14 protein-coding genes are annotated in these 16,630 nt (G+C 53.9%); 3 read left to right on the top strand and 11 right to left on the bottom strand.

Features of this window, described 5'->3' with window-relative positions:
* Window positions 1-27: 27 nt before the first annotated feature.
* From JFC11_RS11280 to JFC11_RS11265, 4 genes are all read right to left on the bottom strand, one after another.
* Complete coding sequence (locus JFC11_RS11280) at window positions 28-459, bottom strand: nuclear transport factor 2 family protein (RefSeq protein WP_120385944.1); 432 nt, start codon at window positions 457-459, stop codon at window positions 28-30.
* A gap of 124 nt (window positions 460-583) precedes the next feature.
* Complete coding sequence (phrB, locus tag JFC11_RS11275) at window positions 584-1,996, bottom strand: deoxyribodipyrimidine photo-lyase (protein WP_095604359.1); 1,413 nt, start codon at window positions 1,994-1,996, stop codon at window positions 584-586.
* A 43-nt stretch (window positions 1,997-2,039) separates the two neighbouring features.
* Window positions 2,040-2,960, bottom strand: coding sequence for a MerR family transcriptional regulator (locus JFC11_RS11270; protein ID WP_174412711.1), 921 nt, complete (start codon window positions 2,958-2,960; stop codon window positions 2,040-2,042).
* A gap of 221 nt (window positions 2,961-3,181) precedes the next feature.
* On the bottom strand, window positions 3,182-4,246 hold the full coding sequence (locus JFC11_RS11265) for an NAD(P)/FAD-dependent oxidoreductase (RefSeq protein WP_038480313.1): 1,065 nt from the start codon (window positions 4,244-4,246) through the stop codon (window positions 3,182-3,184).
* A 176-nt stretch (window positions 4,247-4,422) separates the two neighbouring features.
* Between JFC11_RS11265 and JFC11_RS11260 the strand changes: the two genes are divergently transcribed.
* Window positions 4,423-5,325: a TIGR01777 family oxidoreductase gene (locus tag JFC11_RS11260; protein WP_038480314.1), complete on the top strand. Its 903-nt coding sequence runs from the start codon at window positions 4,423-4,425 to the stop codon at window positions 5,323-5,325.
* Between the two features lie 10 nt (window positions 5,326-5,335).
* Here the strand turns inward: JFC11_RS11260 and rapA are convergent, their stop codons facing one another.
* Both rapA and JFC11_RS11250 read right to left on the bottom strand, forming a co-directional pair.
* Complete coding sequence (gene rapA / locus JFC11_RS11255) at window positions 5,336-8,281, bottom strand: RNA polymerase-associated protein RapA (RefSeq protein ID WP_038480317.1); 2,946 nt, start codon at window positions 8,279-8,281, stop codon at window positions 5,336-5,338.
* Window positions 8,282-8,395: 114 nt separating this feature from the next.
* On the bottom strand, window positions 8,396-9,199 hold the full coding sequence (locus JFC11_RS11250; protein ID WP_120385941.1) for a TlpA disulfide reductase family protein: 804 nt from the start codon (window positions 9,197-9,199) through the stop codon (window positions 8,396-8,398).
* A 66-nt stretch (window positions 9,200-9,265) separates the two neighbouring features.
* On the opposite strand from JFC11_RS11250, the gene JFC11_RS11245 reads away from it, so the two are divergent.
* Both JFC11_RS11245 and JFC11_RS11240 read left to right on the top strand, forming a co-directional pair.
* The gene (locus tag JFC11_RS11245; protein ID WP_038480323.1) at window positions 9,266-9,511 is read left to right on the top strand and encodes a hypothetical protein; all 246 of its coding nucleotides are present in this window, start codon (window positions 9,266-9,268) and stop codon (window positions 9,509-9,511) included.
* Between the two features lie 97 nt (window positions 9,512-9,608).
* A complete protein-coding gene (locus JFC11_RS11240) occupies window positions 9,609-10,817 on the top strand; it encodes an ABC transporter substrate-binding protein (protein ID WP_038480326.1) in 1,209 nt (402 codons plus the stop codon).
* A 108-nt stretch (window positions 10,818-10,925) separates the two neighbouring features.
* Here the strand turns inward: JFC11_RS11240 and JFC11_RS11235 are convergent, their stop codons facing one another.
* From JFC11_RS11235 to JFC11_RS11215, 5 genes are all read right to left on the bottom strand, one after another.
* Window positions 10,926-12,251, bottom strand: a complete 1,326-nt coding sequence (locus JFC11_RS11235; RefSeq protein ID WP_198349557.1) for a branched-chain amino acid ABC transporter permease — start codon at window positions 12,249-12,251, stop codon at window positions 10,926-10,928.
* Window positions 12,251-13,255, bottom strand: coding sequence for a branched-chain amino acid ABC transporter permease (locus JFC11_RS11230; RefSeq protein ID WP_120385940.1), 1,005 nt, complete (start codon window positions 13,253-13,255; stop codon window positions 12,251-12,253). The genes JFC11_RS11235 and JFC11_RS11230 overlap by 1 nt, the downstream gene beginning before the upstream one ends.
* A gap of 16 nt (window positions 13,256-13,271) precedes the next feature.
* Window positions 13,272-14,000 (bottom strand): ABC transporter ATP-binding protein, encoded by a 729-nt coding sequence (locus JFC11_RS11225; protein WP_030074224.1) that lies wholly within the window; start codon window positions 13,998-14,000, stop codon window positions 13,272-13,274.
* Window positions 14,001-14,085: 85 nt separating this feature from the next.
* Window positions 14,086-14,856, bottom strand: a complete 771-nt coding sequence (locus tag JFC11_RS11220; RefSeq protein WP_030074223.1) for an ABC transporter ATP-binding protein — start codon at window positions 14,854-14,856, stop codon at window positions 14,086-14,088.
* Between the two features lie 52 nt (window positions 14,857-14,908).
* Window positions 14,909-16,342, bottom strand: coding sequence for a sodium-dependent transporter (locus JFC11_RS11215; RefSeq protein WP_120385939.1), 1,434 nt, complete (start codon window positions 16,340-16,342; stop codon window positions 14,909-14,911).
* Between the last annotated feature and the right edge of the window lie 288 nt (window positions 16,343-16,630).

Genomic DNA, 16,630 nt, shown 5'->3' with positions numbered 1-16,630 from the left:
AACCTGTATGCAAATAAACGGCATATATCAGCGAATGCGCCGTTTTAACCAACGTATAACACGTCCCATGACTGGTAAGTGTTCATACAACATGGCGCCTGCATCGAAATAGTCGCAGTGCTTTGAAACCCGACCATCCTCTGCAAATGTTAGGGCACTGCATCCCGCGACACGGATCAGTTTTCCCTGGGCTAGTCGGGGATGAACGAACTCCATTGTCCACGTTACAAATGCTTGATTAACCACCTGTTGTTGCGTGTGATAAGTAAATTGGCAACGTTCAACATTTTCGTACATGGTGGCGAAATAGCGCTCTAGCGCCGACCGTCCTTCAATGTGATGTAGCGGATCGTTGAAGACAACTTCCCCAGTATATACCTCGTATAGTTTTTCTGTACAGGTATTGTCTAGTTTATTAAAAAAGGCGCAGAAGTTCGCCAAAGCTTGATCGTTAGGCATCACGCAGTCCTGTGGTGGTTAAGAAAAATAAGCAAGCGATGAAGCGAGGAGCCGTCAGTGGGTCGATTTGCATCGCCTTAACTTTGCATCGCCTTAACATAGGCGATGCAAAAGAGGGGGGCTGTTATTTAGAAAGCGCTTTAAAAGCATCCAGGGCACGCTGGCGCGCTGCTTTATGGTCAACGATAGGGGCAGGGTAACCCGTTGGGTTTAGCATGTCTTGGGGGGGCGCATGACGAGCTTTTTTAGGCAGCGGTTTTAACTCGGGCAGCCAATGGGCAATAAATTCACCCTCTGGATCAAAGCGCGTTGACTGGGTAGTGGGGTTAAAAATACGAAAATAGGGCGCTGCATCCGTGCCTGTTGATGCCGCCCACTGCCAACCGCCATTATTGGCGCAAAACTCACCGTCGATTAAATGGCGCATAAAAAATGCCTCACCGCGCCGCCAGTCAATCAGCAAGTGCTTACTTAAAAACATCGCGGTGATCATGCGCAGGCGGTTGTGCATCCAGCCCGTAGTCACTAGCTGGCGCATGGCCGCATCGACAATCGGATAGCCGGTACGGCCCTCACACCACGCTTGAAAGCCTTTGTCATCGTCACGCCAGCGGAGCTGCTTGGTGTGCTCTTGAAAAGGTTGGTGACGGCAAACTTGGGGAAAGCCTACCGCTACGTGCTGATAAAATTCACGCCAAATAAGCTCATTTACCCAGGTGGTCAGCCCCGCATCACCATCGGCCAGGTGGCCATCATTTTCGCTCATCACGGCTTGAAGGCATTGGCGGTAGGAGATCATGCCCAGCGCCAGATAGGGCGAAAGTTCGCTGGTGCCGCGAACGTTTGGAAAGTCTCGCTGCTGGTTATAGTGCCGTCCACGAAAGCGTAAAAAACGTTCGAGATTGTCACTAGCCGCCTCTTCTCCAGCAGGCCATAGGCGTTTATCAACGGGGTCGTTATCCAGCGATGGAAGTGCGGGCAGTGGGTCGCTATCGATCTCTAGCGGAGATTGCACGCCTGGTGTATCACGTAAGGCAAGTTGCTGTGCAGTCACCTGCTTGTGCCAAGCTTTCGAAAACGGTGTAAATACGCCGTAATAATCGCCTTTTCCGGTCAACAAACTGCCAGGGGCGAAGGCTACGGCATCATGGTGACCCTGCGCGGCGATCCCTGCTTGTTTAAAAGCATCAAGCACCGACTGATCGCGGTGTTGCTCGTTCAGCGCATATTCATAGTTAAAGTGGAGTTGAGTAATTTGGTGCTCGTGGGCGATATCGAGCAATACCTGAGCCGCTTCGTTATAGTGATCAATATCACGATGCAAAAGTGGAATATTAAGCCCGTTAAGCGACGCTTTGATCGCCGCAACACTGCGTGTCCAGAAATCGAGTTTAGTCGCCCCGTGGCCATGTGTTTGCCATTGAGCCACGCTGCGTAAGAAAACGGCCACCACAGGGCCGTTGGCAGCTGCAGCGGCAAGCGCGGAGTTATCGTGAATGCGTAAGTCGCTACGCAGCCAAACGAGCTGCAGATTCATGCGATATCCTTATCATCGGTAACGTTAAATAGCATCCGATATCTCAGAGAATTCCCGATTCGCGCAACAAGGGGCGAAGTCGTGAAATGGCTTGCGGCAGGTCGTCGCCTAACATCTGCACCGGACCGTCACGCAGCTCATTTTCTCTTAATCGTGCCACCTCCCCACACACCCCAATAGGAACATTTAGCGCTTCTGCGGCCTGGGGAAGTGCGCGACCAATGTAGTCGTCGCTTTCTCGCTGGCCGCTGGAAAGCAGTACCATCGATGAGTGCAATCGGGATACGGCTTGAGGAAGATCCTCCAGCGCTAATGAACGGTCAAACAGTTGTACGCGGTAGCCTTGTTCGCTGGCCATTAGCGCACACATTAAAACCCATAGCGGGCCAGGGTCATCAGGCATCGCACTTAGCAGGATTAACGGGCCGCGCGTTGCCTGATTGGCATAGTGCAGGCGAATGCCTACCTGGCTACGCAGAAAGGCTTCAAGGGTGCGGCGCACAAGGTCATCGGGCTGGCTGGCCCATTTGGCTTCCAGCGTAAGAATAACGGGCTGCCAGAGCTCATTAATCGCGACGCTTAATGGATATAGCGCCAGACTCTGGTGGTACAGCGCTTCCAGCTTGGGAAGGTCGACCGCTTCTATGGTGGACTGCAACAAATGCCGTTGACTTGCCCAGTCGCCAGTATTCGGCGATGGTGTTTCTACCGTCTCAGGTTGATCAAGTAAGTCAATCACTTGGCTCACTGGAACGCCGCGGTTTAGCCATTGTAAAATGCGTTCAATGCGAGTGATATCGTCTTGCGCGTATAGACGATGGCCCTTGGGGGTGCGTTGTGGACGAATTAAACCGTAGCGACGCTCCCAGGCACGAAGAGTGACCGAGTTCACACCCGTCAAGCGGGAAACTTCCCTAATCGGATAAAGCGGGGTATCGGGTGGGTGGGTCGCCTTGATGCTCATGGGCGCCATTGCCTCTTGGTTGCCTGCAAATAAGCGTGCAGGGATCTGTCAATAATTGTCGTGGCGATGCTTCAGCGCCTGACCGGCGGTTTGGCCACATAATCGGGTCGTTATTAATCGTATAGATAGCTAAACGCTATTATAGCCACCTTTGTACAACTTGTGGCTTCTGGGTACAACCTTTCCTGTAGGTGTGGAAAAGTTAAGTTTAGTTTCTAATTTCAGACCGACCGGCCTAATAGGGCCTGGCCCAGCTCATCACCTGATAACCAGGCATCCTCGACACGACTACCTTTAAAGCTATCACCACAGAGTGCTAGGCCACTTGTACTGTATAAGTATGTCTGATGACCTGCCTGTGCTGGCTGAGCATAGCGCCAGCGGTGCGCACCGAGTTCAATGACATTCGGTAGCTCTACATCATCGGGCAGCAGCGATACAAATGCTGCGAGCAATTGTTGGGCGACACTTTCACTGCCACTCTCAATATGTACATCGCTCCAATCCAACTGAGCAAGCAAGCTTATACTTTCCGGCTGATGTTCACGGCCAGGCTTGGTGTGATTGCGTGACGCTAGACGAAGCACCGGATGCTGTGTGTGAACGGTGTGCCACGCTGATGCTACCTTCGCCATGGGGGGTAATGGCTCCTCGAAAATAACCCAACCTGCCCAGCATCCACGCTGGGGCTTTGCCTCACAGGCAGCCGCCAGTGTCGGTTCCCACTCTGCTAATAATGCCTTGGCCTGGGGCGGCGGGGCAGTGATAACCACCACGTCAAAAGGCCCGTGTATTGAGCCGCGGGTATCGTGGAGCTGCCAGCCCGCAGCCGTCTTATCAAACGTTGTAATGTGGGTTTCAAGCGTAATGGAGGCATTAGGTAATGCGTTAAGTGTATCGGCTAGATGACGGGTGACGGCACTCATACGGGGCGCGCCGGTATAACGTAGCTGATCGTCATTGTGTGTTTGCCAGCCGGATGCACTAGCCTGATAACGAGCTGTGGGCCAACTGGCGACACAACCAGCGGCTTGCCACTCGGCTACTTTATTGGCGAATCGTTGATTGCGTACAGTGAACGCTTGAGCACCTAGGTCCAGCGTCGCTGAGGGACGTCGCTTGCTGGACATACGGCCGCCAGGGCCGCGCGCTTTATCAAACAACGCCACCTTAACTCCCTGAGTGGCAAGTTGCTGCCCACAGGCAAGGCCAGACAGACCTGCACCGATAATTGCCACTGAGTGAGCGTCGGAAAGTGTTAAAGACTCAGGCAATGATTCAAGCATAGGAACTCGCAACGGCTAATGAAATGTGCAATGGTCAGCATGTAGCATTTGTGTATAGATATCGTACAATAAAATATTATGCAATGATCATTTAGCTGACGGCTATTCCCAGCTTTGCAGTTCAGCGTCGACGCGGGCATACGCTAGCCATCTTAACCAACCATAGGAGTGACACCATGCGGGTATTAATCACCGGAGGTAGCGGCTTTGTTGGTCAGCGGCTCTGCCAACAACTTCTCACCCAAGGGCATGATGTGCAGGTGGTTTCCCGGGCCCCGTATCAGGTGCGTGGTAGGTTGCCAAAAGCCTGCGATATTCGTGATAGCGCTCAGGCATTTATGGACACCCCTCCGGAGGTGTTGGTGAACCTTGCCGGTGAATCGATTGCTGCAAAGCGCTGGAGTAATAGCCAAAAAGAGACACTAATTCGCTCTCGTATCGACAGTACGCAGCAACTGATTACGCTTTGTGAGCAGCTCGAAGCCAACGGGCAAGCGTTACCCAGCGTGATGATTAGCGGCTCTGCGATGGGCTATTACGGCGATCAAGGCGACAAGGTGGTGGATGAAACAACGCCGCCCAACGATGAGTTTGCTCATCAGCTTTGTGCGCAGTGGGAAGCAGCGGCAAAACCGATTGAGGCGATGGGCGTTCGCTTAGCGATACTGCGTATTGGTTTAGTGCTTGAGGCAGGGGGCGGTACGCTGCAGAAGATGCTGCCACCCTTTAAGCTCGGACTTGGGGGGCGTTTTGGAAGCGGCGCACAGTTTATGCCCTGGATTCATCGTGATGATCTTGTGGCAGCGATTATGTTTCTGATGAACGAATCAACGCTTTCAGGCGCGTTTAATGGCAGTGCGCCGCACCCAGTGACGAATGCTGAGTTCACGAAAACGCTGGCTAAGCAGCTTCACCGGCCGGCGATTTTCCCCGTGCCCGCTTTTGTACTGAAAGCGGGCTTCGGAGAAATGTCGCAGCTGTTGCTGACCGGGGCCGATATGCGCCCTGCACGCCTTACCGAGGCTGGATTTACCTTTCAGTACCCGACCCTTGATAAGGCGTTAGAGGCGATTCTTTAGTCTTTCCGCGTTAGGCGTTGGGGTCGACGGTGATTATCACTCGCACGGAATCAAGCCGTAAGCGAGTGTTTTCTATCGCGTCGCTGAGCGCTTGGCGCTCTTGCTTCAGCGCCTCAAGCTCTTCACTACGAACAGCTGGGTTGTGCTCTGCCAGGGCGGTCAAGCGGGCTAGTTCTGCATCTAACTGAGCTCGCATGCGTGTTTCAGCGCTTTCCACGATGCTGGGCAGTTCACGTTCGGCTTCACCTTCCCCCTGAATGAGGAGCGTACGTAGCTGGTCATGGCGACTCTTGATCAAATCTCGTGCCAGTGATTTGTTAACTTTCTGCAGATTCTTGCCAAGGCCAGTGAAGGAGATCTTGCTGGTTAGGTTTGCGCCTGATTCATCAAGCAGGACGCGCACTGCCGTAGGCGGTAGGAAGCGGTTGAGGTGCAGCGATTTAGGTGCAGGGCACTGGGTGCGGAACACCAGTTCAGCCATTAAACGGCCGCTGGGAATGGCTGGGTGGCGTAATAGCGCCAACGCAGTGTTCCCCATCGTGCCATCTAGAATGCGCTCCATCATTTCGCGCAGCAGCGGGTGTTCCCAAGAGAGTCGCTGAATATCGTCTCGTGCAAGCGCTAGCGAACGGCTGTAAGTGGCCGAAAAGCCCTCTTCACCTTTCACTAGCCCGGGGAGCCCATCCAGCATGTGTTGGCTAGGCTGTAAATAAAGCAAGCCATTGCCAATCTCTTGACTGTCTACGCCAAAAATATCCAGGGCGCGCTCTACAAAACGCGGCAGCGCTGGGTCTTCATCCAGCTCACGCACCGCATCAATTACCTGCTGAGCACGGGCAGGGCGGCAGGCGTTTAGTTCTAGCAGTCGGTTACGACCTGCGTCCCGCTCAGCCAATTTGGCGGTGAACATTTCACGGGTTTCATCGATGATCTCATTGAGCATTTCATCATCGAGTAACGCATCGGCCAGAGCATCGCCAAACGCATCAAAGAGGTCGCTGCCAATGCCGTGAGGCGCGCTAAAAGCATCCATGCCTTCGTGGTACCAGCGCAGCAGGCGCTCGCCTGGGCTGCCAGTGAAGGTGGGGGCATGGAGTTCAATTGCGTGGCGCTGCCCTATCCGATCGAGGCGGCCGATACGCTGCTCCAACTGGTCGGGATGCTGTGGCATATCAAACATCACCAAGTGGCGGCAGAACTGAAAGTTGCGGCCTTCTGAGCCAATTTCAGAGCACACCAGCACTTGGCAGCCGTCTTCTTCATCGGCAAATGCCGCTGCGGCCCGGTCACGCTCCACCAGCGATAGCCCTTCGTGGAACACCGGTGCGTGATAGCCGCCTAGGACGCGCAGCCCTTCGGCAAGTCCTTCAGCGGTTTCTCTGTGGTGAGCAATAATCAGCACTTTGTCGTTGGCAAAGCCGCTATCGCTATCGTCGCTAAGTTTTTCCAGCAGCCAGTTTACTCGTGGGTCGATATGCCACCAGGATTCGGTGTTAAGTGGGTCGTTGCTGAGCTCACGGTACATCGTGTCTGGATAGATCAATACGTCCGGGTGATCCATGCCCGTTTCAATCAGCAACTCATCCAGGTAGTCCTCATCGCGTTCCAAGCGACGTAGCACGCGACGATAGGCCGATGGGAGTTCCAACTGAGCTAGGTGCAGGCGACGTTCCGGGAACCCGCCCACATGACGGCGGCTGTTGCGGAACATGACGCGCCCGGTACCGTGACGATCAAGTAGAGCATCGCGTAACTGGGCGCGAGCAGCATTCTGCTGTTCGGTGCTTGCTTCAGGGTTGCATAACGTTGCTAGCAGCGCCTGACTATCGCGGTCGTCCGCGACATTATCGACCCGTTCACGTGCCTCGGAGGTATTGGGTAGCTCATCCAAGGCATCAATGGCTTGAGCGACAGCAATGTAATGATGCTCTTCGTCTTTAAAGCGTTCGATATCGTGGTAACGCTCGGCATCTAGCAAGCGCAGGCGAGCAAAATGGCTCTCCACCCCCATCTGCTCTGGCGTAGCCGTCAGCAGCAATAAACCAGGAATATCAGCAGCAAGCTGTTCGACGCACTGATAGCCTGGGCCGCTGCCATCAGGGCTCCAGTCGAGGTGATGGGCTTCATCGACGATCAGCAGGTCAAAGTGGCTCGCTAGGGCCTGTTCTTGACGATGTGTGTTGGCGAATAGCCAACCTTGGCTGGCCAGTACTATTTGGGCGCTTTCAAATGGGTTAGCGCTACCGTGGGCGAGACTTTGCTGCTCATCTAGCAAGCTGACCTTGAGTGAGAAACGGCGTAAAAGCTCTACTAGCCATTGGTGGGTAAGGCTGTCAGGCACCAAAATTAATGCGCGTTCTACTCGGCCGGCCAGGAGGAGGCGGTGCAGAACCAACCCAGCCTCGATCGTTTTACCCAGCCCAACCTCGTCCGCAAGCAAGACACGTGGCGCATGGCGGCCTGCCACTTCATCAGCGATATAAAGCTGGTGGGGAATCAGGTCGATACGAGGCCCAGCAAAGCCCAGGGCGCTGTGCTGCTCGATGCGCTGATAGTGGTGTAGCGTGCGAAAGCGCAGATCAAACCAATCATTGCGATCAACCTGGCCAGTCAGCAGCCGGTCGCGCGCCTGATCAAACTGCATGGTATCGGCAAGCTTTGCCTCGGATAACTCACGAGGATTACCGTCGCTATCTTCGCCAATATAAGTGATTAAGCCGCTGGTCTCTTTGCTATCGTCTACGATCATCTGCCAGCCATCAGCAGAAATCACGCGGTCGCCACCGCCGAACATGACGCGAGTTAAGGGGGCTTGGCGAGTGTTGTACGTACGGGTTTCCTGGCTGGCACTGAACAAAATGGTAACGCTACGGGCGTCGCAGTTAAGCACGGTGCCGAGTCCAAGCTCAGCCTCGCCGTCGCTAATCCAACGCTGGCCGGGAGAAAAATCGCTCATGATGCCTCGAGGAAGTCTACAGAAACAGGTTGTACGCCACCGGGGCAGGTTTCCGGTGGCAACAGGGCGGGGGATTCTAACGCAAAGCGGCGGGGGGATTAAGGTCTATCGTGGTCAATCTTTTAACCAGCGTTCCAGCTGGGCTCGGGTTAACTCGCCAACGTGGACATCCAACGTGTTGCCCTGGCGATCAAAAAGTACCGTGGTGGGCAGGCCTGGCGCTTGAAATTGCGCCATTAGCGTTTGGCTTGGGTCACGCAGTGCGTAGCGAAAATCCAGTGCCTGCTCGTCTAGATAGCGCACTATCGGCAGTAAGTCTTCGCCTTGGTTAGCGACTACCACGCTGACACCTTCACGCTTTGCTGCTTCTTCAAGCAGCGGCATCTCCCGCAGGCAGGGTGGGCACCAGGTCGCCCATAGATTAACGATAATGAGATCACTGCTTTCGGCCAGCGAAGGTAGATGCACTGCGTTGCCGTCCACATCGTCTAAAGTCACCTCCGGCAACGCGTCAATAGCAAATTCATTGCCCAAGGGGGCAAGCGTTACCAAGACTAGCCACAGGCTTGCCGTGCCAACCAACATGGCAAGGCCGCCGATGAGCGACAGAAGCCGCTCGCGCAGTGCCCAGACTGTCCAAACTAACCCCGCGATTAGGCCACCCAGCGCATTGTAACCGGGCTGCCATAGCTTGAACGCCTCAAGCGGTTCTGAGCTGTAGCTTTCCCAGTTGAGCACGACAAAAACAATCCGGGCCGTCAGTAGCCATACCACCAATAGCCCGTTGAACCAGCGCCCATGCTGAGAAGACGTTAATCCCAGCAGATAGCGGCTAGCCAATAACAGTAGTAGCGCGCAGCCTAGGGCATATAGCCTAGGGGTGGAGATCAGCAGTGGTCCAATGGCAATCGCATTCATGATTTTTCCGTTAAGCAGGTACACTGGTGAACCATACCACGCACGTTAAACATTACGGAGATGTCTATGCCACAACCCGCTTTCGACATACTGCGGGCGCTGGCCATTGGGTCGCAGGCGCTGGGTTTAATGCTGATTATTACGTTGGAAACCGTGATGGGCGATGCTGCCCGCCCCTGGCAGGGAGTTGTGCTGGCTCTCATGGTGGCGTCGGCGCTTACGATTGCGTTGGTGCGACTGTATCAAAATAAGCGTTACCAAAAACAGGTGGCTGAACGTCGCCAAAATGCTGATGAAGAAGAGGAGCGTTAGAAAGCGTTGCTTGTGTTTTTGGCGTTACGGTTCCAGATTAAGAGGAGTCCCGCGCTGGACAGTCGGGGCACTTAATATACTGGGAGCGACCAATAATATGATTAATAAGCGCACATTAGCCACCGCCGTTGCGGCCTCATCACTCGCTTTAGCGGGCATGGCCCAGGCGGAGGTCAAAGTTGGCTTCTTGGGCGGCTTTACCGGGGGAATTGAAAGCCTGACGCCACCCATTTTTGCAGGTGCTCAGCTTGCCGTTGCGCAGATAAATGAGCAGGGCGGTATCTTGGGTGGGCAAACATTGGAAATGCCTTCAGGGGATACCACCTGCTCGGATGCATCGGCGGCGTCTAACGCCGCAGATCGTATGGTGAACTCTGAGCAAGTCACCGCGATTGTCGGCGCTTTATGTACTGGGGCGACGATTGCTGCTGCTAATAACGCAGCCATTCCAGGCGGTGTGTTGATGGTCTCACCCGCGTCAACGGCGCCCGCCGTTTCTGAGTTGGATGATAACGACTTGGTTTTCCGTACCGTACCATCGGATGCCTTCCAGGGCGAAATGCTTGCTAAGCTACTGCTTGATAAAGGTATCGACTTTGTCGCGGTGACCTACGTTAACAACGACTATGGCCGTGGCTTATCGGATGCCTTCAGTGGCGCCTTTGAAGCGGGCGGTGGCGAAATAGCCGAAAACCTCGCACACGAAGATAACCGTGCCGACTACCGCTCTGAGCTTGGTTCGCTTTCTTCAAGTGGCGCAGACACGCTGGTCGTGCTGGCCTATGCCGATACCTCTGGTCAGACGGTGCTGCGCCAAGCCTACGAAAGCGGCATGTTCACCCAGTATGTGGGTGCCGATGGCATGGTGGGTGATAGCTTAATAGAAGCGATTGGCGCAGACGTGCTAGACGGCATGATCGCCACACGGCCTGGTAGCCCTGATCTCCCCGGCACGGACATCTTTAATGAAGCGGCTACTGCGGCAGACATTGATCCTAGTGCCGTGTTTGCTGCCCAGGCTTATGACGCGGCCTTCCTAGTAGCGTTGGCTATTGAGCAAAATGGCAGTGCCGAGCGTGAAGGGCTTTCTGAAGCGCTACGCAGTGTTTCCAGTGCGCCAGGCGAAGTGATACTGCCGGGTGAGTGGGAAAAAGCGCTTGAGCTGATCGCAGCAGGTACCGAAATCAACTACGAAGGCGCCTCTGGCTCTCATGAGTTTAATGAAAACGGCGACGTGCCTGGGGTTGTTGTGGAAATGGTGGTAGAAGACGGCTCGTTCACCGGCAAGGGCTTGGTTGACCTCTAGTCAAAATGACGCTACTGAAGCAATAACCGAAACGCCCCAAGCGAGCCTGGGGCGTTTTTTTAGCACTGTAAGTTTTTAGCACGGTGAATTTTTAGCACTGTGAGGACGTTAACCGTGGGTTTTTATTTTCTCTGGCAACAGACCTTTCGGAGCAAAGCGTAGTACCAGGGTAATCAACATACCGATTACTAGAACCCTTGCTTGCAGTGCTCGGCTATCCATATTGCTAGGCGCTTCCCAGCCGAAGGCATTTTCCCCCAGCGTGACCGCTAGTTGCATTAAGAATAGCGCCAGCGGTTCTGACATAATCCAAATGATATAAACCGCGACCGCCCCAAAAATGGTGCCAAGGTTATTACCTGGGCCACCTAAAATAACCATGACCAGCACCAGGAAGGTGTGGTTGAGAGGCAAGTAACCCTGAGGGTCAAACAGGCTGTTAAAGGTGCCTAACATGCCGCCGCCAAGGCCCATCAAAATGCAGCCTAATACGAAAATCTCCAAGCGCCGCTTGTTGATATCTTTACCCATGGCCGCTGATGAGACTTCGTTATCGCGAATCGCGCGAATCATTCTTCCCCAGGGGGCGTGGTAAGCCCGATGGAGTAAAAAGAAAATCACTGCGATCACGACAGCTGTCACTGAGAGATAAATTGCTCGGGAAAGCGTAAAGCCGAGTTCAGCCGGGCCGGGGGTAGGCCAAGGGAGAGGCGATACCGTGGCAGTGCCGCGTGTCAGCCAGTCGGAATTTTTCAAAAAAGCTTTGATGATTTCCGCGATACCCAGGGTGGCAATGGCGAGGTAGTCGCTGCGTAGGCCAAGGCAAACGTGGCCAATAAAGTAACCAACGCCGCCAGCAAGCGCGCCACCTACAATCCAGCCCACCCAGGCAGGCAAGCCAAATCCGCCAATAAAGCCCGCTTGAGACTGTATTTGGCTGGTCACTTCGCGCAGCAGGCTGATGACAATCAAATAGAGTACGATTCCGATCACGATGGCGAGCACGGTGCGTAGCTTTTTCGGCACGCCGAATCGGTCAAGCTTCGTCACTCCGACGACGATCAGGGTTGCCGCAATGCCATACAGCAGAACTTGGCCAAGTTCTCCCGGTAGTTCGGTACCCCAGAATGCGTCATTCACCGGAACGCTAAATAGCATGGCGCAGAAACCGCCGAGCGCGACAAAGCCCATGACGCCAGCATTAAACTGCCCGGCATAGCCCCATTGAATCGTTAGGCCCAGGGCAAGAATGGCGTAACAAGCAGCCTCTACCAGCATACGCGTGCTGTACGCTGCGCCCATAGCGGCATAAACCGCTAGCACGGCAGCTAATAGAGCGCCAAACAGCACCAGTTCGCGCAACGGAAAGCGCCGTTCAGGAGTGGCATCTTTGGGCGTGTAAGCAGGATTACGGTTTTTTGTGGAATGGCTCATTAGATCACCTTGCCTTTAAACAGGCCGGTAGGACGCCACACTAAGATGGCTACCAAAATAAAGAACGGCACCACAATTTTGTACTCAGTGCCTACAAAGGCGAGGTTGGAGGGGAGCTCTAACCAAGTAGGTAGACTGTCGCGGAAAGGGCGCAGGAGAACATTCCAATTAAATACTGCCAGGGTTTCTGCAAAGCCGACGACAAATCCTCCTGCAATGGCCCCGTAGGGGTGGCCTACGCCTCCGACAATGGCCGCCGCGAAAATAGGCAGTAGTAGGAAGAAACTTAGGTCGGGTTTAAACGTGACGTCTAGTGACAGTAGGGTGCCCGCAATTGCCGCCAGTGCGCCTGCAATCACCCAAGTGACGGCCACGATAGTGTTGGTATTAATACCAGATGCCTGAGCAAGTTCTGGGTTGTCTGACATGGCGCGCATGGCTTTACCAAGTCGTGAGCGATTGAGGAATAGGTGCAGGGCGACCACGGCCACTAGCGTAATCACAAACAGATAAATCTGTGGTTCAGTAATCACGATGGGGGCTCGAACTCCCTCGAAAGGCAGCGCGAGGCGGAAAATTTCCTTGCGGTCATCGACGTATAAGCTTTGACCACCGGTACCGGAAAATAGCCGGATAAGCCCTTGGAGCATAAGTGTCACGCCCAGCGAGCCAATCACCATCACGATAGGCTTGACGCCATGGGCGCGTAGCGGCTTATAGAACGCCTTATCAATGCCTACTGCCAGTGCTGCAGTAAGCAGCATCGCTAGCGGCAGCATGATGAGCGCCGTCGGCACCCCAATACTGGCGCCCACCGCTGGGAAGGCGGTCGTCAGGAGCAGCACCATGAAGGCACCAAACGTCATGATGTCGGCATGGGCAAAGTGGGCAAAGCGCATAATGCTAAAAATTAGCGTGACGCCAATGGCGCCAATGGCATAAATAGAGCCAGTGACGCTACCTGCAATCACCACATTATTGATAAAAAAGACCAGTTCGTTCACGCGTTTCTCCCCCGGGCTAGCCGCCCAAAAAGCTTTTGGCGACGTCAGGGTCAGCCAGTAACGCAGCCCCCGTGTCTGTAAAGCGGTTTTGTCCGGCCGCCAGCACAAAGCCTTTATCGGCAATGGCTAAGGCCTGTTTAGCATTCTGTTCCACCATCAAAATGCCCACGCCGGCAGCGTTAATTTTTTTAACCCGGTCAAAAATTTCATTCATGTAAAGAGGCGACAAGCCAGCGGTTGGCTCATCCAGTAGCAGCAGACTAGGTTCAGCCATTAGCGCACGGCCCATGGCGACCATTTGGCGCTGGCCACCGGAAAGCTCTCCTGCGGGCTGGTGGCGCTTCTCAACGAGAGGGGGGAAGAAGTCGTAAACTTGCTCCAGCATGCGCTTTACGTTTTGAGGTTTTAGATAGGCGCCCATTTCCAGGTTTTCTTTCACCGTCAGGCTGGGGAAAACGTTTTTCTCCTGGGGGACAAACCCCATTCCACGCTCAACCAACTGATTCGGCGGCAGGTTATGGATCGGCTGACCGTTAAGCAAAATCTCGCCTTGATTAACGTTCAGCAGCCCAAATACTGCTTTTAGCATAGTGGATTTGCCAGCCCCGTTAGGGCCAACAATGACACCGACTTCATCGGCATACAGGGTCATATTGACCCCGTTAAGGATATTCATACTGCCATAACCGCCGTGCACATCGCGTGCCTCGAGCAGTGGCTGTGGGGATGACGGTGTGGATGACATAAACGCGTCTCAGCTGGGTCGCACTGCGGTGAACAATGGCGACCATGTTGTTGTGGCTATTGTTTCGGTGACAAACTCAGCGCTATCAAGCGGCATCAGTACCGAAATAGGCTTCTATAACGGCCGGATTGTTTTGTATTTCTTCAATTGAACCCTCAACCATAACGCTGCCTTGTGCCAGTACAATCACTGGATCGCAGAGCCGCGAAATCATATCCATATCGTGCTCAATCACCAGAAAGGTATAGCCCATTTCGCGATTTAAACGTTCGATGTTGCCCATTAAGTCGCCGAGTAGCGTGCGGTTTACACCGGCGGCGATTTCGTCTAACAGCACAACTTTGGCATCGGTCATCATCGTGCGGCCAAGCTCTAGCAATTTTTTCTGACCACCCGATAAGTTGCCCGCAAGCTCGTTGCGTACATGATGCAAACCAACAAACTCAATGACTTCCAGTGCGCGGCGGCGCACCTCAGCCTCCTGGCTGCGGACCAGAGCAGGCTTGAACCAGGTGTTAAATAGATGCTCCCCTGCTTGGTTGGGTGGCACCATCATCAAGTTTTCCAGCGCGCTCATTTGGCTGAACTCATGGGCGATTTGGAAGGTACGCAGTAATCCTTTGTGGAAACGTTGATCAGCGCTCAGCGACGTAATGTCTTCACCGTCCAACAGAATGCGGCCACTATCTGGCGTAAGTGCGCCCGCAATTAAATTGAAAAGCGTCGACTTACCTGCCCCATTGGGGCCGATCATGCCGGTAATCGAACCCTTTTCAACCCGGATTGAGCAGTCATTGATAACGTGCAGCCCGCCGAAGGCTTTGTTGACGTGTTGTACCTCAATAAGGGGAGTCATCGTGTCCTCGCGCCGCAGGCGACCTTTGTCCACCCGCGTTATTAGAATTATATTAAGCAGACTTACGCAGTCGCTGACTCAAGGCAAATACACCCACAATGAGCAGTGCGCCGAGGGTTGGGACAACGTAGCCTTCCACCTGTGGAATAGTGCGTAAAAATACAAACGACACCGCAGCAGGGCCAACAAAGCGCACCAGGAACCGCCAGGTTTTAAACCAAGTGATGTTGGTGCCAAGCTCTTTCATTACTTCGCTTTGAGTCAGTGCCCAGCCCGCGAATAGAGCGATCATTAGCCCGCCCAGCGGCATAAAGATATTGGTCAACAGCTCAATGAATTCAAAAGCGCTGCGTCCAAATAGAGCGTGGAAAATCGTACCTTCGGCCCATATATTGAAGCTCACCACTGTCAGTAAGCCCATCGCCCAAGCCGCGACGACCATGATGGTGACTGCCTGAGGGCGCGTCATATCAAAACGCTCAACCAGGAAGGCAGCGACCGGCTCTATCAATGAAATAGACGAGCTAATCGCGGCCCCTAGCACCAGAATAAAAAAGACCCCGCCCACCAGAGCACCAAACGGCATGTCAGCAAATGCTAGCGGCAGAGTGACAAACATCAGTCCCGGGCCTTGGCCGGTTTCGAGCCCCGCACCAAATACCAGCGAGAAAATTGCTAACCCTGCCACCATGGCAACTGCAGTATCTACAAATGCCACGGCAATAGCGGTACGGGTTAGAGAGGCTTCGCTGGACATATAAGCGCCGTAGGCCATGATGGCACCCATCCCAAGGCTCAGGGTGAAGAAGGATTGCCCCATCGCCTGTAACCAGCCTTCTAAGCTGAGATCAGCAATATTGAACGTGAACAGAAAGCTGGCTGCCGCTCTTACGTCGCCATTGATGACGCCGTAGATAAGCACCACGATGAGAATAACAAACAGCGCTGGCATCATGATGCGTAGCCCTGACTCGATCCCTTTATGAATCCCCATGCCGACAATTAATGCCGAGAAGGCGATAAACAGCGTGTGATAAAGCGTCATCAGGCCCGGAGACGCCAGCAACGCATCAAAGCCAGCACTAATCGTTGCTGCATCGGCACCCACGAGTGAGCCGGTTAGCATCAGCCACGTGTAATGCAGTGCCCAGCCTGCAATGACAGAATAAAAACTCAAAATTAAAAAGGCGGAAGCAGCGCCCAGCCAGCCAATGGATTCCCAGGCACGGGAGGTCTTGTGTGTTTTAGTTAAATGGCGCATCCCCATAATAGGGCTTTGACGACTGGTACGCCCAAGCATTGTTTCGGCAATTAAAATGGGGATGCCGACAGCAAAGATGGTCAGTGCATAAATTAAAATAAACGCGCCACCACCATTTTCCCCGGTGAGATAGGGGAAGCGCCAGAGATTGCCTAAGCCGACGGCTGAACCTACCGCTGCCAGCAAAAAAGTGCCTTTGTGAGTCCAGACGTTATGACCGCTCATGTGGAGGAGTGTCCGTGTGGTAGTGGAAGGATGAGGGTAACTATCCAAACACTTGTATGAATTGTAGATTGCCAGCGGCCTAGGGGCGCACTGTTAATAGCGCTACTTTGCGATAGAACGCCTACGCTTACCAGCCTGCTAGCGTTAAGGCTGCGTTTATGAAGCCACTTGGCGCAGGGGGCGGGGCGTGTGGGGTAATGCGAAGGCAGGAAATGAGTGAGGGGTGATCGTTAACCGAAGCCAAAAAAAGAAGCCCGCACATGGCGGGCTTTAGGGATACTTACTATC

The organism is Vreelandella alkaliphila (genome assembly GCF_016107625.1).
In the GTDB taxonomy this organism is placed as follows: domain Bacteria; phylum Pseudomonadota; class Gammaproteobacteria; order Pseudomonadales; family Halomonadaceae; genus Vreelandella; species Vreelandella alkaliphila.
This window is presented reverse-complemented; position numbering and strand designations above follow the sequence as displayed.

Bases quoted from the DNA above. Each gene is read 5' to 3' on its own strand.
- JFC11_RS11280 (WP_120385944.1), bottom strand. From the start codon at position 459: ATGCCTAACGATCAAGCTTTGGCGAACTTCTGCGCCTTTTTTAATAAA.
- JFC11_RS11215 (WP_120385939.1), bottom strand. From the start codon at position 16,342: ATGAGCGGTCATAACGTCTGGACTCACAAAGGCACTTTTTTGCTGGCA.
- phrB (WP_095604359.1), bottom strand. From the start codon at position 1,996: ATGAATCTGCAGCTCGTTTGGCTGCGTAGCGACTTACGCATTCACGAT.
- JFC11_RS11250 (WP_120385941.1), bottom strand. From the start codon at position 9,199: ATGAATGCGATTGCCATTGGACCACTGCTGATCTCCACCCCTAGGCTA.
- rapA (WP_038480317.1), bottom strand. From the start codon at position 8,281: ATGAGCGATTTTTCTCCCGGCCAGCGTTGGATTAGCGACGGCGAGGCT.
- JFC11_RS11245 (WP_038480323.1), top strand. From the start codon at position 9,266: ATGCCACAACCCGCTTTCGACATACTGCGGGCGCTGGCCATTGGGTCG.
- JFC11_RS11270 (WP_174412711.1), bottom strand. From the start codon at position 2,960: ATGAGCATCAAGGCGACCCACCCACCCGATACCCCGCTTTATCCGATT.
- JFC11_RS11235 (WP_198349557.1), bottom strand. From the start codon at position 12,251: ATGAGCCATTCCACAAAAAACCGTAATCCTGCTTACACGCCCAAAGAT.
- JFC11_RS11240 (WP_038480326.1), top strand. From the start codon at position 9,609: ATGATTAATAAGCGCACATTAGCCACCGCCGTTGCGGCCTCATCACTC.
- JFC11_RS11260 (WP_038480314.1), top strand. From the start codon at position 4,423: ATGCGGGTATTAATCACCGGAGGTAGCGGCTTTGTTGGTCAGCGGCTC.
- JFC11_RS11220 (WP_030074223.1), bottom strand. From the start codon at position 14,856: ATGACTCCCCTTATTGAGGTACAACACGTCAACAAAGCCTTCGGCGGG.
- JFC11_RS11265 (WP_038480313.1), bottom strand. From the start codon at position 4,246: ATGCTTGAATCATTGCCTGAGTCTTTAACACTTTCCGACGCTCACTCA.
- JFC11_RS11225 (WP_030074224.1), bottom strand. From the start codon at position 14,000: ATGTCATCCACACCGTCATCCCCACAGCCACTGCTCGAGGCACGCGAT.